At 65.5% G+C, this 12,975-nt stretch carries 14 protein-coding genes; 6 read left to right on the top strand and 8 right to left on the bottom strand.

Features of this window, described 5'->3' with window-relative positions; genetic code table 11:
* Window position 1: 1 nt before the first annotated feature.
* The 3 genes from rimM to ffh form a co-directional block, all read right to left on the bottom strand.
* Window positions 2–538: a ribosome maturation factor RimM gene (gene rimM / locus ACDI39_RS23135; RefSeq protein WP_225787275.1), complete on the bottom strand. Its 537-nt coding sequence runs from the start codon at window positions 536–538 to the stop codon at window positions 2–4.
* 5 nt (window positions 539–543) lie between these two features.
* Complete coding sequence (gene rpsP, locus ACDI39_RS23130; RefSeq protein WP_225787274.1) at window positions 544–795, bottom strand: 30S ribosomal protein S16; 252 nt, start codon at window positions 793–795, stop codon at window positions 544–546.
* A gap of 231 nt (window positions 796–1,026) precedes the next feature.
* Window positions 1,027–2,403, bottom strand: a complete 1,377-nt coding sequence (gene ffh / locus ACDI39_RS23125) for a signal recognition particle protein (protein WP_225787273.1) — start codon at window positions 2,401–2,403, stop codon at window positions 1,027–1,029.
* A gap of 530 nt (window positions 2,404–2,933) precedes the next feature.
* On the opposite strand from ffh, the gene ACDI39_RS23120 reads away from it, so the two are divergent.
* The 3 genes from ACDI39_RS23120 (at window position 2,934) to ACDI39_RS23110 (ending at window position 6,520) form a co-directional block, all read left to right on the top strand.
* A complete protein-coding gene (locus ACDI39_RS23120; protein ID WP_225787272.1) occupies window positions 2,934–3,743 on the top strand; it encodes a cytochrome C assembly family protein in 810 nt (269 codons plus the stop codon).
* Between the two features lie 9 nt (window positions 3,744–3,752).
* Window positions 3,753–4,958: a transporter associated domain-containing protein gene (locus tag ACDI39_RS23115; protein WP_486537087.1), complete on the top strand. Its 1,206-nt coding sequence runs from the start codon at window positions 3,753–3,755 to the stop codon at window positions 4,956–4,958.
* Between the two features lie 257 nt (window positions 4,959–5,215).
* Entirely contained in the window at window positions 5,216–6,520 is a 1,305-nt protein-coding gene (locus tag ACDI39_RS23110) for an MFS transporter (RefSeq protein WP_225787270.1), read from the top strand.
* A gap of 75 nt (window positions 6,521–6,595) precedes the next feature.
* Here the strand turns inward: ACDI39_RS23110 and purT are convergent, their stop codons facing one another.
* The 5 genes from purT to ACDI39_RS23085 form a co-directional block, all read right to left on the bottom strand.
* A complete protein-coding gene (gene purT / locus ACDI39_RS23105) occupies window positions 6,596–7,777 on the bottom strand; it encodes a formate-dependent phosphoribosylglycinamide formyltransferase (RefSeq protein ID WP_253079918.1) in 1,182 nt (393 codons plus the stop codon).
* Window positions 7,778–7,881: 104 nt separating this feature from the next.
* Window positions 7,882–8,349, bottom strand: coding sequence for a VUT family protein (locus ACDI39_RS23100; protein ID WP_253079917.1), 468 nt, complete (start codon window positions 8,347–8,349; stop codon window positions 7,882–7,884).
* Between the two features lie 119 nt (window positions 8,350–8,468).
* On the bottom strand, window positions 8,469–8,666 hold the full coding sequence (locus ACDI39_RS23095) for a DUF1289 domain-containing protein (protein WP_253079916.1): 198 nt from the start codon (window positions 8,664–8,666) through the stop codon (window positions 8,469–8,471).
* Between the two features lies 1 nt (window position 8,667).
* Window positions 8,668–9,192 carry a gamma carbonic anhydrase family protein gene (locus tag ACDI39_RS23090; RefSeq protein ID WP_225787266.1) on the bottom strand — a complete coding sequence of 175 codons (525 nt, stop codon included), beginning with the start codon at window positions 9,190–9,192 and terminating at the stop codon, window positions 8,668–8,670.
* A gap of 44 nt (window positions 9,193–9,236) precedes the next feature.
* Window positions 9,237–9,836 carry a CoA pyrophosphatase gene (locus tag ACDI39_RS23085; RefSeq protein WP_225787265.1) on the bottom strand — a complete coding sequence of 200 codons (600 nt, stop codon included), beginning with the start codon at window positions 9,834–9,836 and terminating at the stop codon, window positions 9,237–9,239.
* 133 nt (window positions 9,837–9,969) lie between these two features.
* On the opposite strand from ACDI39_RS23085, the gene ACDI39_RS23080 reads away from it, so the two are divergent.
* From ACDI39_RS23080 to ACDI39_RS23070, 3 genes are all read left to right on the top strand, one after another.
* On the top strand, window positions 9,970–10,524 hold the full coding sequence (locus tag ACDI39_RS23080; protein WP_225787264.1) for an NUDIX hydrolase: 555 nt from the start codon (window positions 9,970–9,972) through the stop codon (window positions 10,522–10,524).
* 19 nt (window positions 10,525–10,543) lie between these two features.
* Window positions 10,544–11,104: a L,D-transpeptidase family protein gene (locus ACDI39_RS23075; protein ID WP_225787263.1), complete on the top strand. Its 561-nt coding sequence runs from the start codon at window positions 10,544–10,546 to the stop codon at window positions 11,102–11,104.
* A 158-nt stretch (window positions 11,105–11,262) separates the two neighbouring features.
* On the top strand, window positions 11,263–12,954 hold the full coding sequence (locus tag ACDI39_RS23070; RefSeq protein ID WP_486537086.1) for a ShlB/FhaC/HecB family hemolysin secretion/activation protein: 1,692 nt from the start codon (window positions 11,263–11,265) through the stop codon (window positions 12,952–12,954).
* Window positions 12,955–12,975 lie beyond the last annotated feature (21 nt).

Below are 12,975 nucleotides of genomic sequence, written 5' to 3'. Positions count from 1 at the left end.
GTCAGAAATCCACGTCCCATTCGACCCGCATCACGCCTGCTTCCAGGTCGATGGCCAGCACGCACTGCGCCGTATAGGGCAGCAAGCGCTCGCGATCGTCCAGGCTGCCTGCGCAGGGCCGGACCACCAATACATCGTTCGCGCCGGTCTCCAACAAGTGATCAACCTTGCCGAACAGCTGTTCGTCCTGGTTGACGACCTTCAGACCCACCAGCTGGTACCAGTAGTACTCGCCGTCGGTCAGGTTGGGCAAAAGGCTCTGCGGTACGCAGATCTCGTAACCGCTCAGAAGCCGTGCTTCGTCACGATCGTCGAGGCCCTTGAGCTTCACCACCAACCCCTTCTGGGAAAGGCGGCCCTTGACCAGCTCGACCTGCTTTACCACGCCTTCGTGCCGAAGCGTCCAGCGGGGATAATCCAACAGGTTGTCAATCGGATCGGTAAAGGAAAACACCTTCACCTCGCCGCGAACGCCGTGAACCGAAAAGATCTTGCCGACAACGATGAGGTCGTCAGCCTTGTCTGGCGTCGCGTTCATACTGCTCAGGCGGCAGCCTTGGCAGCGTCCTTCAGCAGCTGAGCAACACGCTCAGACGGCTGCGCGCCCTGGCTCAGCCAGTACTGGGCACGTTCCTGGTTGACCGACAGGCGAACTTCGGCGCCGGAGGCGATCGGGTTGAAGAAACCGATACGCTCGACGAAACGGCCGTCACGGGCGTTACGGCTGTTGGTCACGGTCAGGTGATAGAAAGGGCGCTTCTTGGAGCCGCCACGGGCAAGACGGATGGTTACCATGTGAACATCGTTCCTATAGTCGGTGCTGCAAATCTGAATGCCCAATGGGCACAGGGTGCCCAAAAGGCCGCATATTCTCGGGGAATACACGGACATTTGCAAATGCCTTTTTCGGCAAGGCTACGCCTCACCGTCCAGATCTGCCGGTTAAGCCGCTGTTTGCGGCGCTATTCCCGCCGAGGCGGGGCTCCGGACGACCGCCTCACGACAAGGCGGCCACCTCGAAATCGGTTACAGCTTCGGCATGCCGCCACCCGGCAGCATCCCGCCCAGGCCACGCATCATCTTGGCCATGCCGCCCTTGGCGGAGAATTTCTTCATCATCTTCTGCATCTGCTTGTGCTGCTTGATCAGCCGGCCGACGTCCTGCACCTGGGTGCCGGAGCCGAGGGCGATGCGGCGCTTGCGCGAGCCGCTGATCATCTCTGGGTCGCGGCGCTCGGCCGGGGTCATGGAGTTGATGATCGCCTCCATCTGCTTGAACTGCTTCTCGGCCGCGCCCTGGGCGTTGCCCATCTGCGACAGGTTGACCCCGCCGATGCTCGGCAGCTTGTCCATCAGGCCACCCAGGCCACCCATGTTCTTCATCTGTTGCAACTGGTCGCGGAAGTCCTCGAGGTCGAAGCCCTTGCCTTTCTTGAGCTTCTTGGCCAGCTTGTCGGCCTTGGCCTTGTCGATGGTCTGCTCGGCCTGCTCGATCAGGCTGAGCACGTCGCCCATGCCGAGGATGCGCGAGGCGATACGGTCGGGGTGGAACGGCTCCAGGGCCTCGCTCTTCTCGCCCATGCCGATGAACTTGATCGGCTTGCCGGTGATGGCGCGCACCGACAGCGCGGCACCGCCACGGGCATCGCCGTCGACCTTGGTCAGCACCACGCCGGTCAGCGGCAGGGCGTCGCCGAAGGCCTTGGCGGTGTTGGCGGCATCCTGGCCGGTCATGGCGTCGACCACGAACAGGGTCTCGATCGGCTTGACCGCGGCGTGCAGGGCCTTGATCTCGTCCATCATCTCGGCGTCGATGTGCAGGCGACCGGCGGTATCGACGATGACCACGTCGATGAACTTGAGCTTGGCCTCGCGGATCGCCGCCTCGGCGATGGCCACCGGCTTCTGGCTGATGTCGGACGGGAAGAAGGTCACGCCGATGTCGTTGGCGAGGGTTTCGAGCTGCTTGATCGCCGCTGGGCGGTAGACGTCGGCCGAAACCACCATCACGCTCTTTTTCTTGCGCTCCTTCAGGAAGCGCGCCAGCTTGCCGGCGGTGGTGGTCTTGCCCGCGCCCTGCAGGCCGGCCATCAGTACCACGGCGGGCGGTGCGGCATTGAGCGCCAGGTCTTCGTTGGCCGCGCCCATCAGGCCTTCCAGCTCGGCCTGGACGATCTTCACGAATGCCTGGCCCGGGGTCAGGCTGCGCGACACCTCGGTGCCGACCGCACGTTCCTTGACGCTGTTGACGAAATCCTTGACCACCGGCAGGGCGACGTCGGCCTCGAGCAGGGCCATGCGCACTTCGCGCAACGTGTCCTTGATGTTGTCTTCGGTCAGCTTGGCCTTGCCGGTGACATGGCGCAGCGTCTGTGACAGGCGGTCGGTCAGGTTTTCGAACATGGTGATCCTTTCAGGCCCAGTGAAGCCGAGGTTGTTCAGGCGCCCTGGCGGATATGCGCACGCGTGGGGCACAGCAAGCCGGGCATTATAACGGAGAGCGGCGGTGGCGCACACCTCGTGCCGTGCCTCCCATCGCGGCGGGGGCAAGCTGCAAGAAAAAGCAGATCGTGCAGCGTTCTGCTTTTTTAGGAACAGAACATTATTCAATGGGCCGCTTCGCACCCCATCGCCGGCAAGCCCACAGAGTTCTCTGCATGCCACAAGATTGATGAACACCGCCACCTTGTGGGAGCCGGCTTGCCGGCGATGGGCTGCAAAGCAGCCCCAAGACCACTGGACTGGCCGGCATTGGTGCAATGCCCCCTCCCCCACTCCTTCTGCCCTCTGCCCTCTGCGCGGATGGGAGGGCCTTCATCTGTCAAGCTTGCAACTTGTGGCTTGTGGCTGTGGCTCGAAGCCGCCCCCGGTCTTCCTAGGCTGCCGCGTTCTATGCCACACTTCGTTCCTTTAGGGCTTGCCTACCTGGACTTATGCTCTCGTCACCCAGCCTCATCCCCAACCTGCTCGCCGCCGGGCTGTACATCGTCGCCGCCCTCTACCAGGGCAGCCGCCTGGCCCAGGGCAGTCGCGCCGACAAACGGTTGCTCGGCCTGCTCGGCGCACTCGCCGTGGTCGCCCAGAGCGGCGCCCTGTTCTTCCAGCTGATCACCCCGCTGGGCCTGAGCCTCGACTTCTTCAGCGCCGCCAGCCTGATCGCCGCGGCCGTGATCGCCCTGACCCTCGTGGCCTGCCTGCGCATCCCGGTCGAGAACCTGCTGGTGCTGCTGTTCCCGCTGGGGGCCATCACCGCCCTGCTGGCCCAGTTCGCCCCCGCGGGCACCGTGCCGCTGATCAACGAGAAACCCGGCATCCTGGCGCATATCCTGTTGTCGATCCTCGCCTATGGCCTGTTCACCATCGCGGTGTTCCAGGCCCTGCTGCTGCTGCTCCAGGACCACCAGCTCAAGCACAAGCACCCATCCGGGCTGATCCGCAACTTCCCGCCCTTGCAAACCATGGAAAGCCTGCTGTTCGGCTTCCTCTGGGCCGGCTGGTGCCTGCTCTCGCTGTCGTTGATCTCCGGTTGGCTGTTCCTCGACAACCTGTTCGCCCAGCACCTGGTGCACAAGACCTCCCTCGCCTGCGTCGCCTGGGTGGTGTTCAGCGTGCTGCTGTGGGGCCGCACCCGCCTCGGCTGGCGCGGGCACAAGGCGATCCGCTGGACGCTTGCCGGTTTCTGCCTGCTGATGCTGGCCTATTTCGGCAGCAAGCTGGTCCGCGAATTCATCCTGCACGTCTGACGGCCGCCCATGGACACCCTGCCGTACGCGCCCTTGCTCGGCACCCTGACCCTGGCACTGCTCTGGTCGGCACTGTTCAGTGCCGTCGACGCGGCACGCCAGCAACTGAACGGCCAGCAGCGGCCCGCTGAAACCAGCGCCCCCCCCCTGCCCGCCCAGGCCCTGGTGCTCTGCGCCAGCCTGGGCAAGCTGCTGGTGCTGGGCCTGGCCTGCCTGCTGGGCCAGCGCTACGACGGCGAACACGGTTTCTGGCTCGCCGGCCTCGCCGCCGCCCTGACCCTGCTGGTGCTGGCCGAGTACCTGCCGCGGCGCATGGCCCGGCGCAATCCGCAGGCGTTCGTCAGCCTCGGCGCCAGCCTGCTGAAATGGCCCCTGGCTACCCTGCAGCCGCTGGCTTGCCTGCTGGACGGCTGCGCCCGGCTGATCCTGCGGCCGTTCCGCGCACAACCCACTGCCGTGGCCCTGCACCCACAGGAAGACGATCGCTTCGACGAGGACGAACCACTCGAACCACCCCGCCCTGGCCTGCCGGAAGGGCTGCAGGCGCTGGACAAGATCACCGTCAACGACATCCTGGTACCGCGCAACGAAGTGGACGGCATCAACCTGGACGAGCCGATGGAGCGCATCGTCGAGCAACTGATCGTCAGCCGCCATACCCGCCTGCCGGTCTACCACAGCGACATCAACCAGGTCGAAGCCATCCTCAACACCAAGCTGATCAGCCATCTGCTGCCCAGGGCCGAGCTGACCCTGCAAGCGCTGCGGGCCGCCTGCTACGAGCCCTACTTCGTGCCCGAGAGCACGCCGCTGCAACTGCAACTGCTGAACTTCCACAAGCAACAGCGCCGCCTGGGCGTGGTGGTCGACGAATACGGCGAAGTGCTGGGCATCGTCACCCTGGAGGACATCCTCGAGGAGATCGTCGGCGAATTCGAGGACGAGCAGTCGCTCGACAACCCCCACATCCACCCCCAGCCCGACGGCCGCTACGTGATCGAGGGCACCGCTTCGCTGCGCGAGCTCAATCGCAGCCTGGGCTGGCACCTGCCCTGCGACGGCGGGCCGAAGACACTCAACGGCCTGGTCACCGAGGCCCTGGAAAGCATTCCGGAAAGCGCCGTGTGCCTGAAGATCGGCCGCTATCGCCTGGAAATCCTCGAAACAGAGGACAATTGCGCCAGCAAGGTACTGGTATGGACCGTGACCCGATAGCTATACTCGGGTCACGCTTACCCAGCCCTGCCGTCCCGCCCGCTACCCGCACCCGGCGTCACACGGCCAGTCCGCTCCACTGACACGCCCCGCGGTCCTGCTTCACCACCCCGAACAGCGCCCGCTCCCGATCCTATCCCCTGGGGCCCTCGTCAGCGGGCGAACCACAACAAACGCTCCGGCGTCCGTGTGCCCATGCCTGCCTGGGCAGCGCGCGGCCATGCCCAGGATGCATCCGACTGTCAGGGACCTATGCAATGACAACCAGCAGCACCTATGCCGATTCGACCCCGGCGACGCCCGTCAACTCGCCTGCGCGGGTCGCCACGGCGAGTTTCATCGGCACCGCCATCGAGTTCTACGATTTCTACGTCTACGCCACCGCCGCCGCCCTGGTGATCGGCCCGGTGTTCTTCCCGTCCGGGTCTGGTACCGCGCAGATGCTCGCGGCCTTCCTCACCTTCGGTATCGCCTTCCTCGCCCGGCCGCTGGGCTCGGCCCTGTTCGGCCACTTCGGCGACCGCATCGGACGCAAGTCGACCCTGGTCGCCTCGCTGTTGCTGATGGGTGTCTCCACCACCCTGATCGGGGTGCTGCCGGGCTACGACAGCATCGGCATCTGGGCCCCGATCATCCTCTGCCTGCTGCGCTTCGGCCAGGGCCTGGGGCTGGGCGGCGAATGGGGCGGCGCGGCGCTGCTGGCCACCGAGAACGCCCCGCAGGGCAAGCGCGCCTGGTTCGGCATGTTCCCGCAACTGGGCCCGTCGATTGGCTTCCTGGCCGCCAACGGCCTGTTCCTGACCCTGGCCCTGGTGCTCAGCGACGAGCAGTTCCGCGAGTGGGGCTGGCGCATCCCCTTCCTGCTCAGTGCCGCGCTGGTGATCGTTGGCTTGTACGTGCGCCTGAAGCTCGAGGAAAGCCCGGTGTTCGCCAAGGCCGTGGCGCGCCATGAACGGGTGAAGATGCCGGTGGTCGACCTGTTCGCCAAATACTGGCTGCCGACCCTGCTGGGTGCCGCGGCGATGGTGGTGTGCTACGCGCTGTTCTACATCTCCACGGTATTCTCCCTCAGCTATGGCGTATCGACCCTGGGCTACAGCCGCGAGAGCTTCCTGGGCATGCTGTGCTTCGCGGTGGTCTTCATGGCCCTGGCCACCCCGCTGTCGGCCTGGCTGAGCGACCGCTACGGGCGCAAGCCGGTGCTGATCGTCGGCGGCCTACTGGCCGTGGCCTCGGGCTTTACCATGGAGCCACTGCTGACCTCGGGCTCGACCACTGGCGTGGCGCTGTTCCTGGCCATCGAGCTGTTCCTGATGGGTGTGACCTTCGCGCCGATGGGGGCATTGCTGCCAGAGCTGTTCCCGACCCACGTACGCTACACCGGCGCCTCGGCAGCCTACAACCTGGGCGGCATCGTCGGTGCCTCGGCGGCACCGTTCTTCGCCCAGCAACTGGTGAGCATGGGGGGATTGAGCTGGGTGGGGGGCTATGTGTCGGTGGCGGCGGTGATCAGCCTGATTGCCGTGCTTTGCCTGAAAGAGACACGCAACAGCGAGCTTTGAATTTCCAGCTGCAAGCTTCAAGCGGCAAGTAAAAGCGGGATCGTGCACGACCTGCTTTTTCTTGCCGCTTTAAGCTTAGAACTCGACCTTGACTGCCTGGGAGGCGCGGGTCGCCTTGGCACGAGCGGCTTCGATCGACTCGTCTCGCGCCAGGCAGACGCCCATGCGGCGCTGGCCGTCGATCTGCGGCTTGCCGAACAGGCGGATGGCAGTGTCCGGTTCGCTCAAGGCGGCGCCGAGGTTGGCGAAGGTGGTCTGCTGGGACTGACCCTGCGGCAGGATCGCCGCCGAGGCCGACGGCCCGAACTGGCGCACCACCGGGATCGGCAGGCCGAGGATGGCACGGGCATGCAGGGCGAACTGCGAAAGATCCTGGGAGATCAGGGTCACCAGGCCCGTGTCGTGCGGGCGCGGCGAAACTTCGCTGAACCACACCTGGTCGCCCTTGACGAACAGCTCCACACCGAACAGGCCACGCCCACCCAGGGCATCGGTGACCGCCTTGGCCACCCGTTGCGATTCCGCCAAGGCCTTCGGGTTCATCGCCTGGGGCTGCCAGGATTCCTGGTAGTCGCCCTTCTCCTGGCGATGGCCGACCGGCTCGAGGAACGTGGTGCCGCCCACGTGGCGCACGGTCAGCAGGGTGATCTCATAGTCGAAATCGATGAACCCTTCGATGATCACCCGGCCCCGGCCGGCGCGGCCACCTTCCTGGGCATAGTCCCAGGCCTTTTGCAGGTCGGCTTCGCCGCGCAGCAGGCTCTGGCCCTTGCCCGACGAACTCATCACCGGCTTGACCACGCAGGGGTAGCCCAGGTCGGTGACCGCCCTGGCGTACTCCTCGAAGGTATCGGCGAAGTGATACGGCGAGGTCGGCAAGTCCAGTTCCTCGGCGGCCAGGCGGCGGATGCCTTCGCGGTTCATGGTCAGTTGGGTGGCGCGGGCGGTGGGCACCACGTTGAAGCCCTCGTTCTCCAGCTCGACCAACGTGGCGGTGGCGATAGCCTCGATCTCTGGGACGATGTAGTGCGGCTTCTCGGCTTCGATCACCGCGCGCAGGGCGGCGCCATCGAGCATGTCGATGACATGGCTGCGGTGCGCGACCTGCATGGCCGGGGCGTTGGCGTAGCGGTCCACGGCGATCACCTCGACACCCAAGCGCTGCAGCTCGATCACCACTTCCTTGCCCAGCTCGCCGCAGCCACACAGCAGTACACGGGTCGCGGTGGGCGACAATGGGGTTCCGATACGGGTCATTTCAGGTCCTCGAAGGCGTCGGGGCCGCGCCATGCTGGCTGCCGCCCGCTGAAAAAGGACCGCTATTCTACACTGGCCGGTGAACGCGGGGCTGCCCCTTGCAATCAGCCAACGACAGCCGCACGCCGTGCCCGCCAGGCCATGGCCAGCCACACCACGGTGACTCCGGCGAACTTCGACCCCAGGGCGGTGCCGACCACCGTTGGGGTCAGGGCGCCGATCATGCCGAAGAAGATGAAGGTATCCACCGGGATGCTCAGCGCCGAGCTCAGCCACAGGCGGTCGCGCAGCGGCCGGCGGGTGATGCTGAACACCAGCCAGTCGATCAGTTCGGAGACGAAGAACGCCGTGGCGCTGGCCAGGGCGATGGCCGGCTCGGAGGTGACATAGGACAGCACCAGCGCCACCAGCATGGCCAGCAGCGCACCATGGCCATGGCGGGTCTGCACCATGTCGCGCAGGATGAACACCAGCCCGCCCCAGGCGGACCAGATCACGTCCAGGTGCGGGGCACTGGAAAAGGCGTAGTTGATCAGCACTACGCTGCTGATGTAGGCGATGAGATAGAACATGGGATCACACGTTGGGCAAGCGGCACAGATTACTTGATTTTTGAGTCAACCGCAGCTGTTGGGGCCGCCTCGCGCCCCAGCACTTACCAAGCCCAACGTGTACGCAGATGCCCCACCGTTCACATCCCGATGATCAACCCCGCGGCCACCGCCCGCTCATGACACAGCTTCAGCACCTGGCGCCGCTCCTGGTTGTCCATGCGCCCCCAACGGGTGATCTCCGCCACCGTCCGCTGGCAGCCGACGCAGATGTCCTGCTCGTCCAGGGCGCAGACGCTCACGCAAGGCGAGGCGACGGGGCGTTCGGCATCGCTCATGTCAGTCCTCCTGGGGCGCCAGGTCACGGGCGTAGCGCTCGGCATTGTGCACGTAGTGGGCCGCGCTGGCCTCGAGCATGCGTTTCTGCGCGTCGGTCAGCTCGCGTACCACCTTGCCTGGCGAGCCCATCACCAGCGAGCCATCGGGGATTTCCTTGCCCTCGGGAATCAGCGCATTGGCGCCGATGATGCAGTGCTTGCCGATGCGTGCACCGTTGAGGATCACCGCGTTGATACCGATGAGGCTGTAGTCGTCGACGCTGCAACCATGGAGCATGGCATTGTGGCCAATGGTCACGCCCTTGCCGATGGTCAGCGGCGAGCCCATGTCAGTGTGCATCACCGTGCCGTCCTGGACATTGCTGCCCTCGCCGATGTCGATCAGCTCGTTGTCGCCGCGCAGCACCGCGCCGAACCAGACACTGGCGTGGGCCTGCAGGCGTACCTTGCCGATCAGCGTGGCAGTGGGGGCGGCCCAACTGGTGGGGTGGGTCTCGACCCGCAGGTCGCCCAGGCGATATTTCATGGTTGGCTCCTCAAGGTTTGCCGGGGTGGCGGGGTGGGCCCCACTCAGTTCTGGATGAAGCGTTCGGGGGGCTGGTGCAGGCTGATACCGGCGTCGTACAGCAGGTTGACCAGCTCGACGATCATGATCGCCGACAATCCCCAGATCTTGTAGTCGCCATAGCGGTAGCTGGGCACGTACCAGCTGCGCCCCTGGTAGTCGATGCGATGGGTATGGTCGCGCGGGTCCTGGCGGAAGAACTCCAGCGGCACACTGAACACCGCGGCGATCTCCGCGTCGTTGGCGCGGTACTCGACGTAGTCCGGGATCAGGCCGACGAATGGCGTCACCTTCAGGCCATGCAACGACACCAGCGGGCTGAGCGGGCCGATCACTTCCACCAGGCCAGGCGGCAGGCCGATTTCCTCCTCGGCTTCGCGCAGCGCGGTGAACACCAGGTCCGGGTCTTCCGGGTCGCGCCGCCCGCCAGGGAAGGCCACTTCGCCGCCATGGGTGGACAGCCCCTTGGCGCGCAGGGTCAGCACCAGTTCGGGCTCTTCGCTGCGGGTGATGGGCAGGAGTACCGCCGCCTCGGGGAAACGGTGGTCCGTCTCCAATGACGCGGGGGTATGGTTGCTCATTCGGCGAAGAAGCTCGTCCAGCATTACACACTCTCGATTCCAAGGCCTGTCTTGCATGATGCACCAAAGCCGCGAAGCACCCAAGCCCCGCCAGATGGCGGCTTGCGGGCGAGCCGCCAGGCGCGCCAAGATATCCCGACCTCAAAGGAATAAAAGCATGAAATTCTGCAGCGCGTGCGGCCACCCGGTCATCCAGCGGATCCCCGAGGGCGACAGCCGCCCGCGGTACGTCTGCGAACACTGCCGGACCATCCATTACCAGAACCCCAACATCGTCGCCGGCGTGCTGCCCACCTGGGGCAGCCAGGTGCTGCTGTGCCGTCGCGCGATCGAGCCGCGCCGTGGTTTCTGGACCCTGCCTGCCGGCTTCATGGAGAATGGCGAGACCCTCGACCAGGCCGCTCGTCGCGAAACCGTGGAGGAGGCCTGCGCCCGAGTCGGGCAGATGAGCCTGTACCAGCTGTTCGACCTGCCGCACATCAACCAGGTGCATGTGTTCTTCCGCGCCGAGCTGGCCGACCTGGACTTCGCCGTGGGCATCGAGAGCCTGGAAGTGCGGCTGTTCGAGGAACACGAGATTCCCTGGGACGCGCTGGCTTTCCGCACCGTCGCTCGCACACTAGAATGCTATTATCGTGACCGCATCGGGCAGCACTACCCCATAGGCCATGAATACCTGCCACCGATGAACGTCTCGTCGTCCACCACCTAGCTTTCAGGGATAAGGTTTCATGCGCTGGTTGTTCGCCCTCTTCTGCCTCTGCGTTGTATCGGTGTCCCAGGCGGCCTTCACCGAAACCATCATCCGCAAGCCCCTGCCCGCTACGCAGCCACCGTCCCACTCCCCGGCCCAGGTTCCCACCCAGCCATTGATCGACAAGGTGCTGGTGCTCAAGTCCGAACGCCGCCTGCAATTGATCAGCCGCGGCGAGCCGCTCAAGACCTACCGCATCTCCCTGGGCAAGCAACCCAAGGGGGCCAAGGAGCGCGAGGGCGACAAGAAGACTCCCGAAGGCCTCTACTGGCTCGACTGGCGCAAGGTCAGCGACCGCTTCAACCTGGCCATGCACATCTCCTACCCGAACATCAGGGATGCCGCCCGTGCCCGCCGCGAAGGCGTCAACCCGGGCAGCATGATCATGATCCACGGCACGCCGATCGACGAGGAATACCCGGAGTGGTACTTCCATACCCTGGACTGGACCGAAGGCTGCATCGCCATGCGCAATGACGACATGCGCGAAGTCTGGAGCATGGTCAAGGACGGCACCCTGATCGAGATCCGTCCCTGAAAGCGTACGATCCAGGATATTTCCTCAGAATTTCCCGACACTAATTCCGCATCTGCCTGACACGCAGGTGGGCACGGGCTCGCATCCAGACGACCAGTCGCATTCTTAGAATCCTCGCAAACGAGTACTGAACCGTACGCACTTTGCAGATTTCTTCCATGCCGACCGCCTCGCTCCGCTTCCACACCGCCAGGTGGCTGCTGGCTGGCCTGTTGTCCGGTCTCCTGGCCATGCCCCAGGCCCTGGCCGACGACCCGGCCAGCCAGCAACTGCGCGAACAACAGCGCACGCTCCAGCAACTGGAGCACCAGCAGCGGCTGCAGCGCTGGCAGCAACGCGAGCGCCCCAGTGCCACGCCGACGCCTTCCTCCTCCCCCCATGAGCCGGACACCCACTGCTGGCCTACCCCAGGCGTACGCCTGGCTGGCAACCAGTCGCTCTCCACCCCAGCGCTGGAGCGAACCCTGCGGCCACTGCTGCGTCCCTGCATGGGCGTGGCTGACATCAACCGGCTGCTGAAGGCCATCACCGAGCGTTACGTGCAGGCCGGCTATCCGACCAGCCGTCCCTACCTGGCCCGGCAACCCGAACCGGGCGAGCCGCTGGAGATCGTCATCGTCGAAGGCTTCGTCGAGTCGATCGAACTGGCTGGCGCCGACCTGCCGCTGTCCCTGCAGGGCGCCTTCCCCGACCTGCTCGGCCATCCCTTGTACCTGCCGGACCTGGAACAAGGGCTCGACCAGCTCAATCGGCTGCGCGCCTATGACGTCGTCGCCGACCTGTCGCCAGGCGAGCTGCAAGGGGGCACCCAGGTGCTGCTCGGAGCGCGCCAGGTCAGCTCGCGCTGGCACCTGGACGGGCGCCTCGACAACCGCGGCAGCGAGCTGACCGGCCGTCATCGCCTGAACCTGAGCCTCGGCCTGGACAGCCCGCTGAACCTCAACGACGACCTGCGCCTGTCGCTGGTCTCGACGCTCTTCGGTGCCCCCGGCGAAAGCCGAGGCGCCAGTCTCTACTACAGCCTTCCCTACGGCCCCTGGACCTTCGCCCTGAACGCCAGCGAGATCGCCTATCGCTCGCCCATCCCCCACGGGCGCCAGGTCAGCAGCGGCAACAGCCGCTTCCTGGGCATGAGCGCCGAGCGCGTGCTCTGGCGCAACCCGCAGGGCATGCTAAGCGCCAGCGCCCGCCTGGACCACAAGCGCCTGGTCAACCGCATAACAGGCGTGGTCGCGGGCGTGCAGAGCCCTACCCTCACCACCCTGGAGACAGGCATCAACCTACTCTGGCTCGATGGCGGCCTGTGGAACGCCTACCTGGGCATCGCCCAGGGGCTGGACGGGTTCGGCGCCGACCGCAAAGCCCAAGGGACGCTCGCCCCAGCGCCGCAATTTCTCAAGTACCGCGCCAGCCTGCTGCACCTGCGCCAAGGTCCGGCACAACGGCCCTGGCGCTGGCAAAGCGAACTCAACCTGCAATACAGCCGCGATGTCCTGTTCGCTGTCGAACAGCAGTTGCTCAGCGACGACTCTGCCGTGCGCGGCTTTCGCCAATACACCGTCGCCGGTGCCAGCACTGGCGTCTGGCGCAACACCCTCAGCCAGCCCCTGCCCCTGTCGCTGCCCTACGGCCTGGAGGTCCGCCCGGTCGTCGGCCTGGACCTGGGCTGGGCCCGCCTCTTCCATGGCCAGCCCTCCCAACGCCTGGCAGGTGCCGCCGTGGGCGTGGAGCTCAGCATGCCGGGCTCGCGGCTGCGCCTGGACTACCAGCATGCGCTCTACGCCAGCGACCTCCCCCGCCGACGCCTGGAGCCAGGATTCTGGGTACTGGACTGGACCCTGAACATCTGATTCACCCACAACAAAGAGAAC

This window comes from Pseudomonas sp. Tun-23181 (assembly GCF_057415455.1).
Note: the sequence above shows the minus strand (reverse complement) of the source record. Positions and strands in the feature narration are given on the sequence as shown.

Coding starts and splice junctions, on each gene's coding strand:
- purT (WP_253079918.1), bottom strand. CDS start 7,777: ATGACCCGTATCGGAACCCCATTGTCGCCCACCGCGACCCGTGTACTG.
- ffh (WP_225787273.1), bottom strand. CDS start 2,403: ATGTTCGAAAACCTGACCGACCGCCTGTCACAGACGCTGCGCCATGTC.
- ACDI39_RS23100 (WP_253079917.1), bottom strand. CDS start 8,349: ATGTTCTATCTCATCGCCTACATCAGCAGCGTAGTGCTGATCAACTAC.
- rpsP (WP_225787274.1), bottom strand. CDS start 795: ATGGTAACCATCCGTCTTGCCCGTGGCGGCTCCAAGAAGCGCCCTTTC.
- ACDI39_RS23085 (WP_225787265.1), bottom strand. CDS start 9,836: ATGCTGGACGAGCTTCTTCGCCGAATGAGCAACCATACCCCCGCGTCA.
- rimM (WP_225787275.1), bottom strand. CDS start 538: ATGAACGCGACGCCAGACAAGGCTGACGACCTCATCGTTGTCGGCAAG.
- ACDI39_RS23090 (WP_225787266.1), bottom strand. CDS start 9,192: ATGAAATATCGCCTGGGCGACCTGCGGGTCGAGACCCACCCCACCAGT.
- ACDI39_RS23115 (WP_486537087.1), top strand. CDS start 3,753: ATGGACACCCTGCCGTACGCGCCCTTGCTCGGCACCCTGACCCTGGCA.
- ACDI39_RS23110 (WP_225787270.1), top strand. CDS start 5,216: ATGACAACCAGCAGCACCTATGCCGATTCGACCCCGGCGACGCCCGTC.
- ACDI39_RS23095 (WP_253079916.1), bottom strand. CDS start 8,666: ATGAGCGATGCCGAACGCCCCGTCGCCTCGCCTTGCGTGAGCGTCTGC.
- ACDI39_RS23080 (WP_225787264.1), top strand. CDS start 9,970: ATGAAATTCTGCAGCGCGTGCGGCCACCCGGTCATCCAGCGGATCCCC.
- ACDI39_RS23075 (WP_225787263.1), top strand. CDS start 10,544: ATGCGCTGGTTGTTCGCCCTCTTCTGCCTCTGCGTTGTATCGGTGTCC.
- ACDI39_RS23070 (WP_486537086.1), top strand. CDS start 11,263: ATGCCGACCGCCTCGCTCCGCTTCCACACCGCCAGGTGGCTGCTGGCT.
- ACDI39_RS23120 (WP_225787272.1), top strand. CDS start 2,934: ATGCTCTCGTCACCCAGCCTCATCCCCAACCTGCTCGCCGCCGGGCTG.